This window comes from Pseudomonas sp. KK18, from assembly GCF_037094675.1.
Lineage (GTDB): Bacteria > Pseudomonadota > Gammaproteobacteria > Pseudomonadales > Pseudomonadaceae > Aquipseudomonas.
This window is the reverse complement of the sequence record NZ_CP146605.1, coordinates 7,037,010-7,057,174: the sequence shown is the minus strand read 5'-3', so window position 1 is coordinate 7,057,174 and position 20,165 is coordinate 7,037,010. Positions and strand designations below refer to the sequence as shown.

Sequence of the window (20,165 nt, the reverse complement as noted above, 5' to 3'; positions counted from 1 at the left end):
GCAATCAGCGTTTGGTGTTGGAGCGAATGTTCCAGCCAAACTTGATCGCGCCGCCGTCTTTGGTGCCGTCGGCTTTCTGTGGCTGGTAGTCCACCATCACCTGGGCAAAGTTCAGGGTCACGTTTTCGGTCAGGCGGTCATCGCTGCCCGAACCGCCGGTGCTCAGGGAGGTGACCAGCACTTCTTCCAGGTTGATGATCATGTACTCGACCTGGCTTTCACCGCCGGCCTTGCGCACGGTCAGCGTGACCTTGTCGATGTGCTTGCCGCTCGCGCAGTGCATCATCAGGTTGGGCGAGGCCTTGTCGACGTACTTGGTCAGCGACAGGTCCTGGATGTTCACCTTGCCCGCACCGCCGCCACCGCCCACGTGCATGTTGCCGGACTGGGCCATGCCCCAGCTCCAGTTCAACACGTCGATTTCGTCCTTGTGGGCCTTGTCCATGGACTCGCCCTTGATGTCGCCGATCTTGATGAAAATATCAACAGCCATGTTTTCTCCCTGTGTGGTCTCAGCCACAGAATTTGTTAACGCTGATCGTTCCCACGCTCTGCGTGGTAACGCATCTTGTGACGCTCTGCGTCACTGGGACGCGGAGCGTCCCGGGCGGCATTCCCACGCGGAGCGTGGGAACGAGCGACGGTGTTACGCGCCTTTCGCCGAAGGCAGCTTCGATACCAGGCGCAGCGACACGGTCAGCCCTTCGAGTTGGTAGTGCGGGCGCAGGTAGAACCTGGAGTTGTAGTACCCCGGGTTGCCTTCGACGTCTTCCACGATCACTTCGGCGGCAGCCAATGGATGCTGGGCCTTGGTGGTTTCGGTGGAGTGCGCCGGGTCACCGTCGACGTAGTTGAGGATCCAGTCCTGCAACCAGCGTTGCATCTCGTCCTTCTCTTTGAAGGAACCGATCTTGTCGCGCACGATGCATTTCAAGTAGTGGGCGAAACGGCAGGTGGCGAACAGGTACGGCAGGCGCGCGGCCAGGTTGGCGTTGGCGGTGGCATCCGGGTCATCGTATTCGGCCGGTTTCTGCAGCGACTGGGCGCCGATGAAGGCAGCGAAGTCGGTGTTTTTCTTGTGCAGCAGCGGCATGAAACCGTTCTTCGCCAGTTCCGCTTCGCGGCGGTCGCTGATAGCGATTTCGGTCGGGCACTTCATGTCCACGCCACCGTCATCCGTCGGGAAGGTGTGGGCCGGCAGGTTCTCGACTTCACCGCCCGACTCCACGCCACGGATGCGCGAGCACCAGCCGAAGTGTTTGAACGAACGGTTGATGTTCACCGCCATCGCGTAAGCGGCGTTGGCCCAGGTGTACTTGGAGCTGTCGGCACCGTCGGTGTTTTCTTCGAAGGCGAAGGCTTCCACCGGATCGGTCTTGGCACCGTACGGCAGGCGCGCCAGGAAGCGCGGCATGGTCAGGCCGATGTAGCGCGAGTCTTCCGATTCACGCAGCGAGCGCCAGCCGGCGTATTCCGGGGTGGTGAAGATCTTGGTCAGGTCGCGCGGGTTCGACAGTTCCTGCCACGAGCCCATGCCCATCACGGTTGGCGAAGCGGCGGCAATGAACGGTGCGTGCATGGCGGCGCAGACTTTCGACAGCTCCCCCAGCAGCTCCACGTCGGGAGGCGACTGGTCGAAGTAGTAGTCGCCCACCAGGCAACCGTAAGGTTCGCCGCCGAACTGGCCGTATTCTTCTTCGTACATCTTCTTGAAGATCGGGCTCTGGTCCCACGCGGTGCCCTTGAATTTCTTCAGGGTCTTGTGCAGGTCCGGCTTGGAGATGTTGAGCACGCGAATCTTCAGCTGCTCATCGCTCTCGGTGTTGTTCACCAGGTAGTGCAGGCCACGCCAGGCGCTTTCCAGCTGCTGGAAATCCTGGTGATGGATGATCTGGTTGACCTGGGCGGTGAGCTTGGCGTCGATGGCGGCGATGATCGATTCGATCGACTTGATCGCGTCGTTGGACACCAGGTCGGTCTGGGCCAGAGCCTGCTCGGCCAGGGTGCGCACAGCGGTTTCCACGGCTTCGCGGGCACGCTCGGTCTTGGGTTTGAATTCTTGCAGCAGCAGGTTCGCGAACTCGCTGGCTTCTTCGGTGGTACCCAGGATCTGGGTGCCTTCGCGGGCGGTATTGTCAGTCATGATTACTGCTCCCCTGCAGGCTTGGGCGCGCTGGCAAGTGCCTGAAGCAGTGCCGGGTCCTTGATCGCCTTCATGATGATTTCTTCAGCGCCGGTCTTGCCGTCCATGTAGGTCAGCAGGTTGGCCAGCTGGGTGCGGGCTTCGAGCAGTTGCTTGAGCGAATCGACCTTGCGCGCCACAGCGGCGGGGCTGAAGTCGTCCATGCTTTCGAAGGTGATGTCCAGGCTCAGGTTGCCTTCGCCGGTCAGCTCGTTGGGCACGTGGAACGCGACGCGTGGCTGCATGGCCTTGAGGCGCGAGTCGAAGTTGTCGACGTCCACTTCAAGGAACTTGCGGTCGGCCACAGGCGCCAGAGGTTCGGCGGGCTTGCCGGCGAGATCGGCCATCACGCCCATGACGAAGGGCAGCTGGACCTTTTTCTCGGCGCCGTAGAGCTCGACGTCGTACTCGATCTGCACCCGAGGCGCACGGTTGCGCGCGATGAATTTCTGAGAACTTTGCTTCGCCACGTTGCTGCTCCTGGTCGCTTGAGCGACGGTGTTGTAACTGCGCGATCCGTACGCTTATTCGCTGTCCGGCCCGCGCAGATTTTCAAATTGGGACATGCCGTCGGGAATCAGGTTGCGCACGATGGCCGCAAAGTCGGCGTGCACCAGATTCTTCGCCCGGTTCAACAGCACCGGCAGCGGGCTCGAAGGCTCGTGCCGGGTGTAGTACGCAAGGATCTTGTCGAGGCTGCGCAGCACTTCATCGCGGCTTGCGATGTCGCCGGTCGGGCGTGCTGCAACGGGCGCGGCGGCGTATTCAACCGAGGGGGCATTGTCGTCACTGACAACCTCGGGCTCGCTGGCGGCGCCGCTGTGCGGGGCGTATTGGTTAAGTATCTGCACGGCCTGCTTGAGCAGTTGCTTCAAGGGGGCGAGGTCCACGCCCTGGGCGGAACCGACCTGGTCGCTGACGTATTGTTCGATGGCCTCACAGGCGTCGCGGGCGGCGTTCAGCGCGTCGCGGGTGGCTTGCAGTTGCTCGGCATCGCTGTCGAGGAATGCGCCGTTAAGCTGTTCGGCACCGAGGTTTTCGCCGGGGAAACTCTGCAGCCCGCTGGCATTCAGCGCGGCGCGCAGGCTGACGGGCCCGAAGGTGCGCGAACGGGTGAGAATGGCCTCACGCAGCAGGCGGATGTTCGCGTCGCTGGCCACGCCGCTGAGGGCGTTGATGCGCACGGTGGGGTCGTTGTCGTCATCGGCATCCAGGCGCGGATGCAGGTCGGCCCAGTATTCGCGCAGCAGCGCGTTGATCAGCGCGAGTGCGTCGGCAAGCCCTGCAATGCCCTGGAGGGCGAGGGCGGCTTGCAACAGGAAATGGGTGATGCGCAGGTCTTTGCTGCGTTGCAGGAGGTCGAGACTTTGCTGCTGGATGCTGCGCCATTCCGGAGGTTCGGCAGGCAGGATCGAGTCGCCCATGCTGCGCTCGGGTTGACCCTGTGCGGCACGCTCAAGATGCAAGTAATCGGCGTCATATTCCAAGTCTTCGCCACAAGGCGAAGTCGCGGAAACGGCGGCGAGCAGCAGAGGCACATCCACTAAATTCGATCTCCCTATCAGCCCGTTAGATGACGGGCAACTCATGCATTAGTTGCGCGAGGAACTTTGCATGTTTTCTTGGTCTTATTTAGCGCTTTGACATCATGCCGATTTCAAAGTGCCATCATTGGTGTTCAAGAAGTTGTGCATTTTTGGTGTAGTACTTATGCCTTGTCAAGGTAAGCTATTCGCCCTCTATGACAGATGTGCGGTGCTTAACATCTTGTGCGACTGATCAGTCGAAGCAGGTGCCGAGGCAGGATTTTTGTCATACAGGCCGGTTAAGATCAGCAATTACGCGGGTTGAAGCAGGCTTTCAAGGTTTTGAAAGGATCTGTCGTGGATCTCTCGGAGCATTTCTCCCAGGGAACGGCCGCGCGCGAAGTATCAGCAAGGAGGCAAGATGTCGCTGTGCTTGACTATCACTAGTTATCACAAGATTACCCCTGGCCAGTGTTCTGAAAAGTCCCTGGACCAGGGAGTGATGGCTATTGGCCGCGGTTCCGAAAATGACTGGGTACTGCCTGATCCAGAACGTCTTGTTTCCACGCAACATTGCGTTATTCAGTACAAAGATGGTCGTTACTACTTAACTGATAACAGCACTAATGGAGTTGAGTTAGTGCATGCCGGTATTCGTTTGCGGCGGGGAAGCAGCGAGCCATTGCAGGACGGCGAACTGATCCGCATCGGCGATTACGAGATCCAGGCGCGTATCGATTTCAACCTGAAAGTGACAGATACCCCGTCTTTCACCGGTGACGCTTCCAACAGTTTCGAAGCCCTGATGGGCGCCGCCGTGAAGGCCCCGACGCCACCTCCGGTGATCGCGCCGCAGTTCCAGGGCGCCTCGTCGATGGACACCCTGCCGGACCTGTTCGACTTCCTCGCGCCCACCAGCGTACCGCCGGCCACCGTGCACGATCACGTGCCGGCCGAGCAGCACGACTTCCGCCCGCCGACACCGCTGCCCGTGGCTGAGCCGCCTGCGCCGGTGGTCTCGGGCTCAGTAATCCCCGAAGACTGGGATCTGTTCGGCGATGCCCCGGCACCCAGGCCTGTTGCACCGCCGGCGCCAACACCGCCACCGCCGCCGGTCATCGACCCGCCCAAGGTCGAGCGCCCGCTCCCGGTGGCTGATGCCAGCCAGCCCGACCTGTTGCAAGCCTTCCTGCGTGGTGCGGGCCTCGATCAGTTGCGCCTGGACAAGGCCCAGGCCGAAGCCCAGATGGAAAGCATCGGCCGCAGTTACCGGCTGATGGTCGAAGGCCTGATCGACGTGTTGCGTGCCCGCAGCAGCCTCAAGGGCGAGTTCCGCATGCAGCAGACGGTGATTCAACCGGTGGAAAACAATCCGTTGAAATTCGCCCCGAATGCCGATGAAGCGCTACTGCTGCTCCTACGCCACAGCAATCAGGCGTTTATGGCACCGGACTTGGCCGTGCGCGACAGTTTCGACGATCTGCGCGCCCACCAACTGGCCGTCATGGCCGGGGTCGAAGCCGCCATCAAGCACCTGCTGACGCGCTTTGAACCGGCGCAGCTCGAAGAGCGCATGGGCAAGCCCGGCGGGCTATCGAGCATTTTCAACGGCTCGCGCCAGGCCCAGTACTGGCAGCAGTTCACCGAGCTCTACAGCAATATTTCCCGCGAGGCCCAGGAAGATTTCCAGGACCTGTTCGGGCGTGAATTCAGCCGTGCCTACGAAGCGCACAGCAGCCGACAGCGTCACTAACAACGCAGTACATGGAACAACGGATAGCTAAGTACGTCATTGAGGACGCAGGATGATTCCCAGGTTTTTACTCGCAGTCGCCACCGCGCTTCTGCTGACGGCGTGTGCCAAGGATGCGGCCAAGCCCGAGGCCGCCGAAGCTGAGGCAGACACCGCCGCCGTCGAGCTGCATTTCCATGCGATCGCCGGGCTCAACCCCGGCGCCAATGGCCAGGCAGCCCCGGTACGGGTGCGGATTTTCGAACTGAAAAACGCCGCCACCTTCAGCCGTTCCGACTACTTCGCCCTGGCCGATCGCGCACAGTCGACCCTCGGCCTCGACCTGCTCGACCAGGACGAAGTGGTGATCCTGCCCGGCCAGCAATTGAGCATCCAGCGCGACCTCGACCCGTCCACCCGCCAGATCGGCCTGCTGGTGGGCTATCGCGAACTGGACCGTGCCGAGTGGCGCACGGTGCTCAACGTGCCGGCACGCCAATACACCGAATACCAGATCAGCCTCGATGTGCATGCCGTGCGTGCCGACGTCGTGGTCCCCCCATCCAGCCCTGCCCAATAAGAATCGGAGCCCCCATGTCCTGGAACAATCGCGTGGTCTGGTCGGAAGGCATGTTCATCGGAACGCAGCACTTCCAGCAGCATGACCGTTACCTGGAAAACCTGATCGATGCGCGCAGCCGCCCGTTGTCGGCGGGGGCCTGGGGCTTTTCCGAACTGTTGATCGACCAGGGCCTGCTGGCCCAGGGCAAGCTGGCGATCGTCTCGGCACGTGGCCTGTTACCGGATGGCACGCCGTTCAATATCCCCCAGGACGACCTGGCGCCGAGCCCGCTGAATATCGACGACAACTTGCGCGATGGCCTGGTGTACCTGGCGTTGCCCCTCAAGCGTGCCGGCGCCCGCGACACCGTCGACGAAGGCGAGGCCCTGGAAGCCGCGCGCTATGTCAGCCAGGTGCGTGAAGTGCGCGACGACAACGCGCCCTTCGAAAACCGTGCGCCGGTGGCGGTCGGCTCCCGCGCCTTGCGCCTGTTGACCGCCCAGGATGGCATCAGCGATTACGCGGCCATCGGCCTGGTGCGCATCAAGGAAAAACGCGCCGATCGCGCCCTGGTGCTGGACGAGAGCTACATCCCGCCGGTCCTCGACGTGACGGCCAGCAAACCGCTGACCGCGTTTCGCAGCGAACTGCTGGGCCTGCTGCACCAGCGCGGCGAAGCGTTGGCCGGGCGCGTGGTGGCTTCGGGCGCCGGTGGTGCTTCGGAGATTGCCGACTTCATGCTGCTGCAACTGGTCAACCGCGCCCAGCCGCTGATCCAGCACCTGAGTCAGTTGAGCCCGCTGCACCCGGAGCGTTTCTTCAGTGAGCTGGTGAGCCTGGCCGGCGAGTTCTCGACCTTCTCCACCACTGGCCGCCGCCCCCACGAATATCCGCAGTACCAGCATGACGACCTGGCCCTGAGCTTCACCCCGGTGATGCAGGCCCTGCGCGAGGCGCTGTCGATGCTGATCGACAGCAAGGCCACGCCGATCCCGATTGTCGAGAAAGCCTACGGCGTGCACGTGGCGATGCTGGCCGACAAAACCCTGATCGACAGCGCCAGTTTCATCCTGGTGGTGCGCGCCGATGTGCCGGGCGAAACCCTGCGCGCGCGCTTCGGCCAGCAAAGCAAAGTTGGCTCGGTGGAACACATCCGCGACCTGGTCAACCTGCAACTGCCGGGCATCGGCCTGCTGCCGCTGCCGGTGGCGCCACGGCAGATTCCGTACCACGCAGGCTCCACCTACTACGAGCTGGACCGGGGCAGCGAGCACTGGCAGCAACTGGGTAATTCCGGTGGCTTTGCGTTCCACATCGCCGGCCAGTTCCCGGGGTTGAACCTGGCTTTCTGGGCCATCCGAGGGTAATCCGCGATGCATCCGAATGACGATGACCGCACCCAGTTCATGCCGCGTCCCGGTGGCCGCGCGCCGGAGCCTGTTCGCGCAGAGCCGGCGCCGCTGTCGATGCCCGCTGCGCCGATCCTGACCGGCAAGGCCCAGGGCCTGAACCCGCTGGAAAGCGCCGCCGGTCCGTTGCTGTCGCTGCTGACGCGCTTGCGCAACACGATTTCTCACCCGGCGCCGTCGAGCCTGCGCGCACAATTGTTGGCCTACCTGCGCCAGTTTGAAGAGCGTGCCGAGGCGGCCGGCGTGGCCCGCAATGACGTGCTGCTGGCGCGTTACGCGCTGTGCACCGCCCTCGATGAAGCCGTGCTGAGTACGCCGTGGGGCAGTGCCAGTGACTGGGGCAAGCAGAGCCTGCTGATCACCGTGCACAACGAAGCCTGGGGCGGCGAAAAGGTCTTCCAATTGCTGGATCACTGCCTGCAAAGCCCGCGGGAACGCCTGTACCTGCTGGAACTGCTGTACCTGTGCCTGTGCCTGGGTTTCGAAGGTCGCTACCGCGTGATGAACGATGGCCGCAGCCAGCTGGAAGCCTTGCGCGAGCGTACCGCTGCGGCGATTCGCAGTGCCCGTGGCGAGCATGAGCGCGAGCTGTCACCCCATTGGCGCGGCGTGACCGTGGCCCGTGATCGCCTGGCGCAGTTCATGCCGCCATGGATCGCCGTGGCCATCGGCCTGGCACTGCTGTTGGCATTGCTGTTCGGGTTGCGGATGAAACTGGCGTCGGATGCCGAGCCGGTGTTCAAGAATATTCATGCCCTGGGGGAGATCCCGGTGCAGGCCATCGACCGTCCGGTGGCCCAGCCGAAAATCATCGAGCGACCGCGTCTGGCAGGCTTCCTGGTGGAAGACATCAAGGCCGGTCGCGTAGCCGTGGAAGATGCCGTCGACCGCTCCGTGGTGACCATCCGTGGTGATGAACTGTTCGCCTCGGCCAGCTCCAGCATCGTCGATGACTTCCAGCCGCTGATGCTGCGTATTGCCGACGCCATCCGCAAGGTCAAGGGCCAGGTGCGGGTCACCGGCCACAGCGATAACCGTCCGATTGCGACCCTGCGCTTTCCGTCCAACTGGGCGCTGTCCGAGGCGCGGGCCAAGTCGGTGCTGGAGATTCTCGCGGCCAAGACCGGCCAGCCGGAACGCTTCAGCGCCGAAGGCCGCAGCGACACCGAGCCGGTGGCGACCAACGCCACAGCCGAAGGCCGTGCGCGCAATCGCCGGGTAGAAATCACCGTATTGGCGGAGGGCGTCGAGTGAAGGCGTTTTTCAGTTTTGTGATTCGCTGGGTGATCCCGCTGCTGGGCCTGATTGCCTTGAGCCTGATCATCTGGTTTGTGGGCCCGTTGCTCGATGTGCTGGTGCCGGAAGGACGCCGCTGGGCGCTGATCATCCTGGTGTTCGCGGTGTGGATTGCCTACCGCGTGTTCCGGATTATCCAGGCCCGGCGCCAGGCTGCCGAAGTGATGCGCAGCCTCGCGGCGGAAACCCCGCCAGACCCTGCCAGCGTCGCCACCGCCGAAGAGCTGGCGACCCTGCGCCAGCGCATGGATGAAGCCCTGGCCCTGTTGAAAAAGGCCAAGCTGGGCGGTGACGAGCGCCGCAACCTGTATGAGCTGCCGTGGTATGTGATCATCGGCCCACCGGGCTCGGGCAAGACCACCGCGCTGGTCAATTCCGGGCTGCACTTTCCCTTGGCGGCGCAGTTGGGTGCCGGTGCGGTACGGGGCGTGGGCGGTACGCGCAATTGCGATTGGTGGTTTACCGACCAGGCCGTATTGCTCGACACCGCTGGCCGCTACACCACCCAGGACAGCAACTCCACGGTGGATAAAGCCGCCTGGCTGGGCTTTCTCGACCTGCTGAAAAAGCAGCGATCCCGGCGCCCGATTGACGGTGCGTTTATCGCCATCAGCCTCTCGGACCTGCTGCTGGGCAGCGATGCCGAGCGTGCCGCCCATGCCGCCGCGATCCGCCTGCGCATCCAGGAGCTGTACACCCAACTGGGCGTGCGCTTCCCGATCTACCTGATGCTCACCAAGCTCGACCTGGTGCCGGGCTTCATGGAGTTCTTCGACAACCTGAGCAAGGAAGAGCGCGCCCAAGTGTGGGGCATGACCTTCGCCCTGGACGACGGCAAGAACAGCGACAGCCCGCTGGCCCATCTGCAAAGCGAGTTCGCCGGCCTGGAACAGCGCCTCAACGAGCGCCTGGTGGAGCGCCTGCAACAGGAACGCGACCCGGCGCGGCGCGACCTGATCTACGGTTTCCCGCAGCAGTTCGGCGCGTTGAAGGATTGCCTGCAAGGCTTCCTCGAAGGCGTGTTCAAACCCAACGCCTTTGAAGAGCGCGTCTTGCTGCGCGGTGTGTACTTCACCAGCGGCACCCAGGAAGGCAGCCCGATTGACCGCTTGATCGGCGCCATGGCCCAGAGCATGAACCTGGACCGCCAGCACCTGGCGCGCCAGACCGGCACCGGGCGCAGTTACTTCATCGAAAAACTGTTCACCGCCGTGGCGTTTGCCGAGCGTGGCCTGGTGGGCGTCAACCCGAAGGTCGAGCGCCGTCGCAAGTGGATTGCCCGGGGTGTGCTGGCCGCAACCGTGGCGCTGGTACTGGTCGTCAGCACGTTGTGGTGGGTGAGTTATCGCGCCAACCAGGCCTACATCGCCCAGGTTGACCAGAAGGTCGCGCCGTTGGGCCAGACCGTGCAGAACCTCAGCCCGGCACAGCGCGAAGTACTCGCGGTGCTGCCCCTGCTTAACGCCGTGAAGAACCTCGCGGGCGACTCGCCGAGCTGGTCCGAAGGCTTGGGCCTGTATCAGGGCGACATGCTCGAAGCCGAATCCGCCAGCGTCTACCGCAAGCTGTTGATCGCCGTGTTCGCGCCCCGTTTGGTGACGCGCATCGAAGAGCAACTGCACGGCGGCGGCAATTCCGACTTCCTCTACGAAGGCTTGAAGGCCTACCTGATGCTCGCCGACAGCGAGCATTACGACCCGGACTTCATCAAGGCCTGGATCGCCCTCGACTGGGACCGCAACCTGCCGCGCGACCTGCCGGCAGACCAACGCCAGGCACTGATCGGGCACTTGCAGGCCCTGTTCGAGCGGCATCCGCCCAGCGCCCGTCTCGACCCGCGCTTGATCGACGACCTGCGTCGGCAACTGCAGCAACTGCCGGTGGCCCAGCGCGTCTACGACCGTATCAAGCGCCAGAAACTGCCGGAAGGCGTGCCGGACTTTCGCATCAACGAAGCGGCGGGCCGTGATGCGGCGCTGGTGTTCAGTCGCAAGAGCGGCAAGCCGTTGGGCGAACCGTTGAGCGGTTTCTTCACCGCCAAGGGTTATCGCCAGGGCTTCCTGCTGGCCAGCCTGAACCAGACTGGCACCCTCGCTGAAGAGCAATGGGTACTGGGCCACGAGCAGGCCGACCAACAAAACGTCGTCAGCCTCGCCGCCGATGTGCGCCGCCTGTACTTCCAGGACTATCAACGCCAGTGGGATGCGTTGCTGGCGGATATCGACTTTGTGCCGATCACCAGCGTGGCCCAGGCGGCCGACGTCTTGCGGGTGATTTCCGGGCCGACCTCGCCGCTGAAGAAGCTGCTGGTGGCGGTCTCCAAAGAGACCGACTTGCAAGCGGAAGAGCGCTTGCTGGCCGCCAAGGGCGCGCCGGTGGAAGGTGGCGTGGACAAGCTCAAGGAACGCCTCGGCAGCCTGCTTGGCCAGGACCAGCCGACCGCGGATGCACCGGCGGCCAGTGAAGACCCGGTGACGACGCACTTCGCCGAACTCAACAGCATCGTCAGCAAGAACGAAGGCGAACCGGCAGCCATCGATGGCCTGCTGGCGGACATGAACGCGCTGTATGTGCAGGTCAGCGCCATGGTCGGTGCCAGTGGCGATGCGTTGCTCGGCGAAGCGAAAAACCAGGCGGCGGCTGCGGCCACGCGGGTCAGCCTGAATGCCGAACGCCAGCCGCCGCTGGTGCAGGGCATGGTCAAGTCAGTGGTCAACTCCACCACCAACAGCATGATGGGCGGGGTGCGTAACCAGCTGAATGCGGCGTGGGTCAGCGAAGTGGTGAACGTGTATCGCCAGTCCCTGGCCGGGCGTTATCCGATGTCGCCCGGCAGTGCGCGGGACGCGACCCTGGATGACTTCGGCCAGTTCTTCGGGGTGGGCGGGGTGATGGACAATTACTTCCGCAAGTACCTGCAACCTTACGTCGACACCTCCACGCAAACCTGGCGCTGGCAGCCGGGCGCGGCGCAGAAGCTCGGCATCGCGCCGGGCGTGCTGCAAACCTTCCAGCGTGCGGCGACCATTCGGGATGCGTTTTTCCGTGCCGGTGGCACCCAGCCGATCGTGCGCTTTGAACTCAAACCGGTGGCGATGGACGCGACCATCACCCAGTTCCTGCTGGACCTGGACGGCCAGCAACTGAGCTATGACCACGGCCCGAGCCGGCCGGTCGCGATGCAGTGGCCGAATCCCGGCAGCATTGGCGTGGTGCGCATTTCCATCATGCCGCCGTCAGCCAGCGGGCGCTCCGGCGTGACGCTGGACGGCCCGTGGGCCTGGTTTCGTCTGCTGGAGCAATCGGACCTGACCGCCGGCAATTCGCCGGACCGCTTCAACCTGCGTCTGCGGGTCGACGGCGCGAGCATCTCCTACGAGTTGCGGGCCAACAGTGCCTTCAACCCGTTCAAGAGCCGCGTGCTTAACGGCTTCAGCCTGCCGGAGCGGCTATGACCACGCTGGGTTTCTATGGCAAGTTGGCGTGCCGCGGCGACTTTGTCAGCCGCGCGCTGCCCCAGAGTTTTATCGGCCCTTGGGACAGTTGGCTGGCGTCCGGATTGCTCGCCAGCCAGACCCGCCTCGGGGCTGACTGGCTGAATGCTTACCTGGTCAGCCCATTGTGGCGCTTCGTGTTGGCGCCGGGTGTGTGCGGGCCGGACGCGGCGGTGGGCGTGGTGATGCCGAGCATCGACCGGGTGGGGCGCTATTTCCCGCTGACGGTGGCTGCGCTGTTGGATCATGACACCGACCCTGCCTCCATCATCGGCGGGCCGGATGCCTGGTTTGAGCAGGTGGAAGAGCTGCTGTTGAGCACGCTGGATGCCGGCGCCAGCTTCGAAGGTTTCAGCGGCGGGATCGAATCCCTCGGCGCTCCAGCCTGCCAACCTCGCACCTTGGGTAGTCGCTTTGCGGGCTTGCAGCGTGTCAACGCCACAGACCCTCAAGCGCGGATGACTGCGCTTGCCGAACAGGCCTGCGAAGGCGCGAGCCTGTGGTGGGGCCGTGGTTCGCAACAGATTTCTCCCGGTTTAATGCGGTGTCAGGGCTTGCCTGCTGCCGACGATTTTGCGCAATTTTTGCTCGGCCAAGAAGGTGTTGTGTAGATGCGGTCCACGTTCAAATCCGCCAGCAAAAGCCACGTCGGCATGGTTCGCCAAGTCAATGAAGACGCTTGCCTCGACCTGCCGGAAAACGGCCTGTGGGTGGTGGCCGACGGCATGGGCGGGCACGCGGCGGGGGATTACGTCAGCAGCCTGATTGTCGACAGCCTGCGCAGCATTCCCGTGGGCCGTTCTCTTGAGGAATACACGGCGGCGTTGCGCAGCGACCTGCTGCGAGTCAACGGCGCGGTGCGCGAAGAAACCGCCCACCGTGGCGTGACCATGATGGGCAGCACCGTGGTGTTGCTCGCCACCCGAGGCTTGCGCGGCGTGTGCCTGTGGGCCGGCGACAGCCGCCTGTATCGCCTGCGCGACGGCCTGCTGGAAAGCATTTCCCGCGACCACAGCTACGTGCAGGACTTGCAGGACAGCGGCCTGCTCAGCGAAGCCGATGCGCGGGTGCATCCACGGGCGAATATCGTCACCCGCGCGATTGGCGTGGAAGCACAGTTGGCGTTGTCGTCGGTCGACCTGTTGATCGCCCCCGGCGACAGTTACCTGCTGTGCAGCGACGGCCTGAACAAGACCGTCGAAGACCACGAGATCCGCGAAGTACTGAGCCATGCCGAGCCGGACGAAATCGTCCGCAGCCTGGTGCACCTGGGGCTCAATCGCGGCGCGCCGGACAACATCACCGCCATCGTTGTGAAGGTGTCGACATGAACATCATCATTCCCGGCTACGACATCGAAGGCGAAATCGGCGTTGGCGCCATGGCCAGCGTGTACCTGGCGACCCAGCGTTCCCTGGAGCGCAAGGTGGCGCTGAAGATCATGGCGGCGGCGCTGGCGGCCGACCCGAGCTTCTGCGAGCGCTTCCTGCGCGAAGGCAAGACCCTGGCGCGCCTGTCCCACCCGCACACCGTGACCATCCATGACATCGGCAATGTCGGTGAGCTGTACTACATGGCCATGGAATACCTGCCCAATGGCACGCTCAAGGAGCGCATCGCCGCGGGCCTGACGCCGGAGCAAGGGCTGACGTATATCCGCCAGATCGCCTCGGCGCTGGGTTATGCCCACGCCCAGGGCCTGGTGCACCGCGATGTGAAGCCGGCGAACATTCTGTTCCGCGCGGATGGCACGGCGGTGTTGTCGGACTTTGGCATCGCCAAGTCCCTGGATGACCGCACGCAGTTCACCCAGGCCGGATTTGCCGTCGGCACGCCGAGCTACATGAGCCCGGAGCAGGCCCGGGGCCAGGAAATTGACGGGCGCGCCGACCTGTATGCGCTGGGCGTGGTGCTCTATGAAATCCTCGTGGGCAAGTTGCCTTACAACGGCACCGATGCGCTTTCCACAGCACTGGCACACCTGACTGAACCGCTGCCGGAATTGCCGGTGCACCACGGGCGCTATCAGGAGGTGCTGCGCAAGCTGCTGGCCAAGGACCCGGCGGAGCGCTTCCCGGATGCGGCGGCGTTGCTGCTGGCGCTGGATCAGTTGCCGAAGGAGGAGCAGGTAGAGGCGACGTTGATTCGGCCCCTGCCGATTCCGGTTGCGGTCTCCAATGACCTGGCCGGACTCACGCCGGTTTCCATCGAAATCCCGACCGAAAAGCCGCAGCCACAACCCGTGCGGCAACCGGTGGTGACGCCGACGCAACACTCGGCCGTGTCCGGACAAAACCGTGGGCCGGTGTTGGCGTTGGCGGCAGTTGCCGTGGCGGTCGCGCTGGCAATTGCGGGCGCAAGTTACTGGTGGTTGAAAGATGACGCGCCAGCCGCCGCGCAGCCGGTTGCCGAGGCGGCCAAGACCATCGCGCCGCCTGCCGCGCAACCGGTAGCGGCGCAGGTTGACGGCGGTCAACGCCCGTTGCTGATGGCCGGCAAGAAAACCCTGTTCCAGCGGGTACTGAGCAAGCCTGGCGCCAAGCTTTCCCACGAAGCGGGCGGGGCGCCTGGCGAAGGTTTGCCGGCGTTTTCCGTGCTCTATGTCTACCAACGCAAGGACGTCGACGGCAGCCCCTGGCTGCGGGTTGGCGCCGCCACCGACGGGCGCAGCGACGGTTGGCTGCCGGCGGCGCAAGCCAGCGACTGGAAGCAGAGCCTGGTGCTCAAGTTCACCGAGCGTTCGGGCCGGGCGCCGGTGATGTTCCTGCGTCAGTCCGCTGAAGTGGAGAAGCTTTTAGCCGATCCCGCAGCGGCGAAAAACCTGCTGCTCAAGGTGCAGAAAAACACCGAGGACAACCAGCAGGTGCTGGCCCTGGAGCCGACCGCCAGCGCCGTCCCGCAGAACCAGTTCTATTTGCTGCCGATCTTCGACTCCAAGGAGAGCTTCGACGAAAACGGCCAGCCGGTGCAACTGCTCAACGTCGCCTCCATCGACCCTGGCAGCACACCTGATGTCATCGCCAAGGCTGTCGGTCGAACGCCGGTGATTGATGCCAATGCCGATGCCTTCCGCACGGCCGTGGTGCTGGTGGTCGACACCACGGTGTCGATGCAGCCCTACATCGACCAGGTTCGCGATGTGGTCCACGAACTGCAAACCCGCATCGCCGAGCGTGGCGAACTGGACAGCGTGAGCTTTGGCCTGGTGGGTTTTCGCAACAGCATCAAGAAAACCCCCGGCCTGGAGTATGTGGCCAAGACCCTGATCACCCTCGACCAAGGGCGCGACCCGCAACGCTTCCTCGACATGGCGCGGCAGGTCAAAGCGTCGACGGTGTCCAGCCACTCGTTCAACGAAGACGCGTTCGCCGGTGTCATGCAGGCGGTGGAAGGCATGGACTGGTCCGGCTACGGCGGGCGCTTGATCCTGCTGGTGACCGACGCCGGTGCGTTGCGCAAGAACGACCCGTTCGCCACCACCCAGATGAACGAAGCCGAAGTACGCCAGGCTGCATTGGGCAAGCAGATCAAGATCTACGCCTTGCACCTGCGCACCGACGCCGGGAAGAAAACCCACAGCGGCGCCGAAACCCAGTACCGCACCCTGACCGCCGACGCCAACCCGCAGATCGGCGACCTGTACACGCCGGTGCCCGGTGGCGATGTGCGCAAGTTCGGCGAGCGGGTCGACGAGATCGGCACGGTGTTCGCCAACCTGGTGCATCAGGTGCGCAGCAACACGCCGCAGCCGGTGCCGCTGCTCAGTGCCGCGCCGACCCTGGCGGACAAATCCGCCGCCGTCGGTTACGCGATGCACATGGATTTCCTCGGCCGCAAAACCGCGAGCCAGGCGCCGCAACTGGTGAGTGCCTGGACCGCCGACCGCGACCTGACCAACACCGCGCTGCCGGCCTTCCAGGTGTGCGTGATGCTGACCAAATTGCAGCTCAACGATTTGCAGCAATCCTTGAAACTGATCGTCGATGCGGCGCGCAAAACCCAGACCTCACCGAAGGATTTCTTCCAGGAAATCGCCAGCGCCTCGGCCTATATGAGCCGCGATCCACAGGCCTTGAAAAAAGGTGGCAACCTGGCGGACGGCGGCATCCTTGGCGAATACCTGGAAGGCCTGCCGTACCGCAGCAAGTCGCTGAACATGACCCAGGATTTGTGGCTGTCGTTGAGCGTGGCCGAGCAGGAAGACTTTATCGACGAGCTGGATTCGAAGATCCGCCTCTACGAAACCTTCCATAACGATGTGGCCAACTGGGTCCGTTTCGGCGATGCCGAGCCGGGTGATGCGTTGTACCGCGTGCCGCTGTCGACGCTGCCGTAATGCTGAACTTGAGCGCAGTGCACAAGAGCCGGGGCGTTGGTGCCCAGCGCTACAGCCTGGTGATACCGGGCTTGCAACTGCGTGCGGGTGAACAGTTGGCGGTGGTCGGGCCGAGTGGCTGTGGCAAGAGCACCTTGCTGGATTTACTCGCGCTGGTGTTGGCGCCGGACCAGGTCGGGCAGTTCGATTTCAACCGCGTCGACATTGCCGGGCTTTGGCGTGGTGATCAGCAAAGCGCGCTGGCGGACCTGCGTAGTCGGCACCTGGGTTATGTGCTGCAAACCGGCGGCCTGCTGGGTTTTCTCGATGTGCGCGGCAACATTGCGTTGTCGCGGCAACTCCTGGGTTTGAAAGACGACGGCAGCGTGACGCGGTTGGCCGAGCAGTTGGAAATCACTGATCAGTTGGACAAGAAGCCGGCGGCGTTGTCCGTCGGCCAGCGTCAGCGGGTCAGTTGCGCAAGAGCCCTGGCCCACGGTCCGCAGCTGTTGCTGGCGGATGAGCCCACCGCTGCGCTCGACCCGTTGAACGCCGAGCGGGTGATGCAGGCGCTGTTGGCCCAGGCCCGGAATAACGGCGCGTGCTGCGTGATCGCCACCCATGATGAACCCCTGGCCCGGGCCAGCGGCTTGCAGGTGCGGCGCATCAGTTGCCGTCGCGACGCCGACGGCGGCGTCACCGCCACCCTTGGGGAGGCGTGCTGATGCGTATCGCCCTGGTGGCTTCCCTGGCCTGGCAGGATTACCGCAACGATGCGTGGCTGTCGGTGTGTTCGGTGCTGGCGCTGGTGGCGGTGATCGCGCCGTTGCTGGTGTTATTCGGCCTGAAATTTGGACTGGTTAGCAGTTTGACCGAACGTTTGGAGAACGACCCGGCCACCCGGGAAATTATTCCGTTGGGCGGTGGTCGATTCAGCAGTGAATTTGTCGAGCAGCTCCGCCAGCGCAGCGACGTGGCGTTCGCTTTGCCGCGCACCCGGCAGATTGCGGCGACGGCGCAGTTGGGGGCGGTGACGGTGGAGATGCTGCCGACCGCCGCCAACGACCCATTGCTGGCCGGCCTGCCGATGCCCAAGGGCCTGGATCAGATCGTGCTGAGCCACACCGCTGCCGAAAAGCTCGGGGCAAAGGCCGGGGATTGGCTGGAGGCGAGTTTTGGGCGCCAGGTGGCGGGGCGCATCGAGTCGCAACGCCTACGGGTTCAAGTGCTGCAGGTAGCGCCGCTGGAAGCCTTCGCGCGGGATGGATTGTTTGCGCCCTTGGGCTTGCTGGAAGCGGCGGAAGATTATCGCGATGGCCGCGCGGTGCCGGCGTTTGGCTGGGACGGCGATGCGGTGGGCGTCAGCGAGCAACGGGTATACCCGGCGTTCCGTTTGTATGCGCGGCGCTTGGTGGATGTGGAGCCGCTGCGGGTGTATTTCGCCGGGCAGAATCTGTTGGTGTCGACCCAGGCCCAGACCATCGCCCAGGTGCAGTCGTTGAGCCGCAACCTGTCGATCGTGTTCTGGATCATCGCCGGGCTGGCGTTGGCGGGCGCGTTTGCCGCGATCTTTGCCGCGGCGCTGGCGTCGGTTGCACGCAAGCGCCGGGAGCTGTCGGTATTGCGGTTGTTGGGGTTTTCCACCGCCGGGTTGTTGCTGTTTGTGGTGTTGCAGGCGCTCTACAGCGCGGGGTTTGCCGCTGCATTGAGTGGGCTTTTATATGGCTTGGCAGAGTCCGGCCTGAACCAATTATTCGTGCAGGTGCCGGGCGAATACGCCAGTCACCTGCTGGCGCGTCACTACGGCCTGGCCCTGGCAGCTGTCCTCGGCGTCAGCGCCGTGGCGGCGGCGTGTGGTGGTTGGCGTGTGGCGCGTATCCAGGCTTCTGAAGGAATCAGAGATGTATAAGTTACTGGGCGCCGCCATGGCGCTGACCCTGTCCTGTGTGGCCTGGGCCGATGAGGCGAGCGACAAGCTGGACAACCCCAAGCCGTTGCCGGACGACGTCAGCCTGCCGCTGCCCTGCGAAGGCAACATGGTGTTCCGCTATGCCTACGTGCTGGCCCAGGGCACCCTGGATGACCGCGAGATCAGCCTCGGCTACCCGTTCAGCGAAGGTGAAGCGGGCTATCAGCAGTCGTTCATTTCCGGTTATCGCCGCGACTTCATCAACGGCCAGTTCACCCTCAAGGACCTGCCCAAGGACTGGAACAAGGTCATTGCGCCGCTGATGCCGAAGACCGACGCCAAGACCCCGCTCAAGCCGATGCTGTACTTCATCGGCAAGTACGAAGTCACTGCGCGGCAATATGCGCAGGTCATGTCCCAGGCGCAATCCCTGGCCAGTGGCGAACCCGCCCCGGCGTGCGATGTACCTACCGGGATGGCGGCGCGCTTGCCGAAGGTCAAGCTGTCGCGCTTTGAAGCCGAACGTTTCTCGGCGGTGTACAGCGCCTGGTTGATGAAATATCACCGCGAGCTGCTGCCGGTGAGTGGTCGCGGTGCTTCGGCGGACGACGGCGGCCTGGGCTTTGTGCGCCTGCCTACCGAAGTGGAGTGGGAGTTTGCCGCGCGCGGTGGCCAGGCGGTCAGCCGTCAGGACCTTGAAGGCCGACTGTTTCCACGGCGTACCGAGGGCAGCGAAAGCGATGGTCCCCTTGCCGATTACGCGGTGTTCAATCAGGTCGCGGGTGGCACCGGCCAGGCCGCACGGCTGATGCCCATCGGCACCAAGCTGCCCAACCCGATCGGCATGTTCGATGTGATCGGCAACGCAGCGGAAATGGTCCAGGAGTCCTTTCAACTGGTGCACGCCGGGCGTCGCCAGGGCACCTATGGTGGGTTCGTGGTCAAGGGCGGCAACTACCTGGAAGGCGAGGGCACGCTGTTCACCGGCATGCGCCGCGAGTACCCGTTGTTCGCCGCCGACGGTACCGAACAAAGCAACGAGACCACCGGCTTTCGCGTGGCGATTGGCGCCTTGTCGGCACCGCGTTCGCGCTACAAGGAACTGTTCGCCCAGTGGCAGAAGGAAGGTCGCCTGGCCTCGCTGACCGATGCCATCGACGACGCCCAGGACCCGACCAAGCGCCTGGACAGCATCATCGCCGCCAGCGTCGACCCGCGCCTGCAAGCCGAACTCGGCCTGGTCAACGAAGAGCTCAAGCGCAACGTCTCGCTGATCGCCCAGCAGCGCGAAGAAGCGGCCGGCAACCTGATTCAGTCCGCGGCCCTGGTGGCCGAGACCATCAACAACTACAACATCCGCCTGATCAATTTGCAGAAGAGCCGCCAGCAGGCCATCGACGCCAAGGACGAGGCCAGCGCGCAGCTGTTCGCCACGGCGATCACCAATGGGCGCAGTGCGCTGGACGGCGCGGTGGCGATCTACATCGACAACCTGGCCACCGGCACGCGCTACACCGATGCGGTGATCCAGGCGCAGTTTCAACGGATCAAGGAAGAGTTGGATCGCAAGCCGGTACTGGGCAAGAGCCTGGTGACGCGTGCGACGTTATTCGTTCGCCATGTGGGCAACTACCGCAAGCAACAGCGGGCCGACCCGGCGACGATTTTGAAGGAATTGCTCGCAGCGAGCGGTCAGCGGTCTTGACCGCTGGTTGTACAGCGAGCTTGGAAGGGACTCAG

General features: G+C 63.8%; 15 protein-coding genes. 11 read left to right on the top strand and 4 right to left on the bottom strand.

The window, feature by feature from the left end:
* Positions 1-4: 4 nt before the first annotated feature.
* The 4 genes from V6607_RS32220 to tssA form a co-directional block, all read right to left on the bottom strand.
* A complete protein-coding gene (locus V6607_RS32220; protein ID WP_003213345.1) occupies positions 5-493 on the bottom strand; it encodes a type VI secretion system tube protein Hcp in 489 nt (162 codons plus the stop codon).
* Between the two features lie 153 nt (positions 494-646).
* A complete protein-coding gene (gene tssC, locus V6607_RS32215) occupies positions 647-2,143 on the bottom strand; it encodes a type VI secretion system contractile sheath large subunit (RefSeq protein ID WP_003213343.1) in 1,497 nt (498 codons plus the stop codon).
* 2 nt (positions 2,144-2,145) lie between these two features.
* On the bottom strand, positions 2,146-2,652 hold the full coding sequence (tssB, locus tag V6607_RS32210) for a type VI secretion system contractile sheath small subunit (protein ID WP_003213340.1): 507 nt from the start codon (positions 2,650-2,652) through the stop codon (positions 2,146-2,148).
* A gap of 54 nt (positions 2,653-2,706) precedes the next feature.
* Positions 2,707-3,726, bottom strand: a complete 1,020-nt coding sequence (gene tssA / locus V6607_RS32205; protein WP_003213337.1) for a type VI secretion system protein TssA — start codon at positions 3,724-3,726, stop codon at positions 2,707-2,709.
* Between the two features lie 403 nt (positions 3,727-4,129).
* On the opposite strand from tssA, the gene tagH reads away from it, so the two are divergent.
* The 11 genes from tagH to V6607_RS32150 are packed head-to-tail and all read left to right on the top strand — an operon-like array spanning position 4,130 to position 20,130.
* Entirely contained in the window at positions 4,130-5,461 is a 1,332-nt protein-coding gene (gene tagH, locus V6607_RS32200) for a type VI secretion system-associated FHA domain protein TagH (protein WP_134327535.1), read from the top strand.
* 52 nt (positions 5,462-5,513) lie between these two features.
* Positions 5,514-6,020, top strand: coding sequence for a type VI secretion system lipoprotein TssJ (gene tssJ / locus V6607_RS32195; RefSeq protein ID WP_003213332.1), 507 nt, complete (start codon positions 5,514-5,516; stop codon positions 6,018-6,020).
* A 14-nt stretch (positions 6,021-6,034) separates the two neighbouring features.
* Entirely contained in the window at positions 6,035-7,369 is a 1,335-nt protein-coding gene (gene tssK / locus V6607_RS32190) for a type VI secretion system baseplate subunit TssK (RefSeq protein ID WP_003213330.1), read from the top strand.
* A gap of 6 nt (positions 7,370-7,375) precedes the next feature.
* On the top strand, positions 7,376-8,665 hold the full coding sequence (locus tag V6607_RS32185; protein WP_134327534.1) for a DotU family type VI secretion system protein: 1,290 nt from the start codon (positions 7,376-7,378) through the stop codon (positions 8,663-8,665).
* A complete protein-coding gene (gene tssM, locus V6607_RS32180) occupies positions 8,662-12,162 on the top strand; it encodes a type VI secretion system membrane subunit TssM (RefSeq protein WP_134327533.1) in 3,501 nt (1,166 codons plus the stop codon). Before V6607_RS32185 ends, tssM begins: the two co-directional genes overlap by 4 nt.
* A complete protein-coding gene (gene tagF, locus V6607_RS32175; RefSeq protein WP_003213323.1) occupies positions 12,159-12,812 on the top strand; it encodes a type VI secretion system-associated protein TagF in 654 nt (217 codons plus the stop codon). The genes tssM and tagF overlap by 4 nt, the downstream gene beginning before the upstream one ends.
* Positions 12,813-13,532, top strand: coding sequence for a protein phosphatase 2C domain-containing protein (locus V6607_RS32170; RefSeq protein WP_003213320.1), 720 nt, complete (start codon positions 12,813-12,815; stop codon positions 13,530-13,532). It begins immediately after the preceding gene.
* Entirely contained in the window at positions 13,529-16,537 is a 3,009-nt protein-coding gene (locus V6607_RS32165; RefSeq protein ID WP_134327532.1) for a serine/threonine-protein kinase, read from the top strand. Before V6607_RS32170 ends, V6607_RS32165 begins: the two co-directional genes overlap by 4 nt.
* Positions 16,537-17,241, top strand: a complete 705-nt coding sequence (locus tag V6607_RS32160; protein WP_134327531.1) for an ABC transporter ATP-binding protein — start codon at positions 16,537-16,539, stop codon at positions 17,239-17,241. Before V6607_RS32165 ends, V6607_RS32160 begins: the two co-directional genes overlap by 1 nt.
* Positions 17,241-18,425: an ABC transporter permease gene (locus V6607_RS32155; RefSeq protein WP_134327530.1), complete on the top strand. Its 1,185-nt coding sequence runs from the start codon at positions 17,241-17,243 to the stop codon at positions 18,423-18,425. The genes V6607_RS32160 and V6607_RS32155 overlap by 1 nt, the downstream gene beginning before the upstream one ends.
* Complete coding sequence (locus V6607_RS32150; protein ID WP_003213313.1) at positions 18,418-20,130, top strand: SUMF1/EgtB/PvdO family nonheme iron enzyme; 1,713 nt, start codon at positions 18,418-18,420, stop codon at positions 20,128-20,130. Before V6607_RS32155 ends, V6607_RS32150 begins: the two co-directional genes overlap by 8 nt.
* The last annotated feature ends 35 nt before the right edge of the window (positions 20,131-20,165 follow it).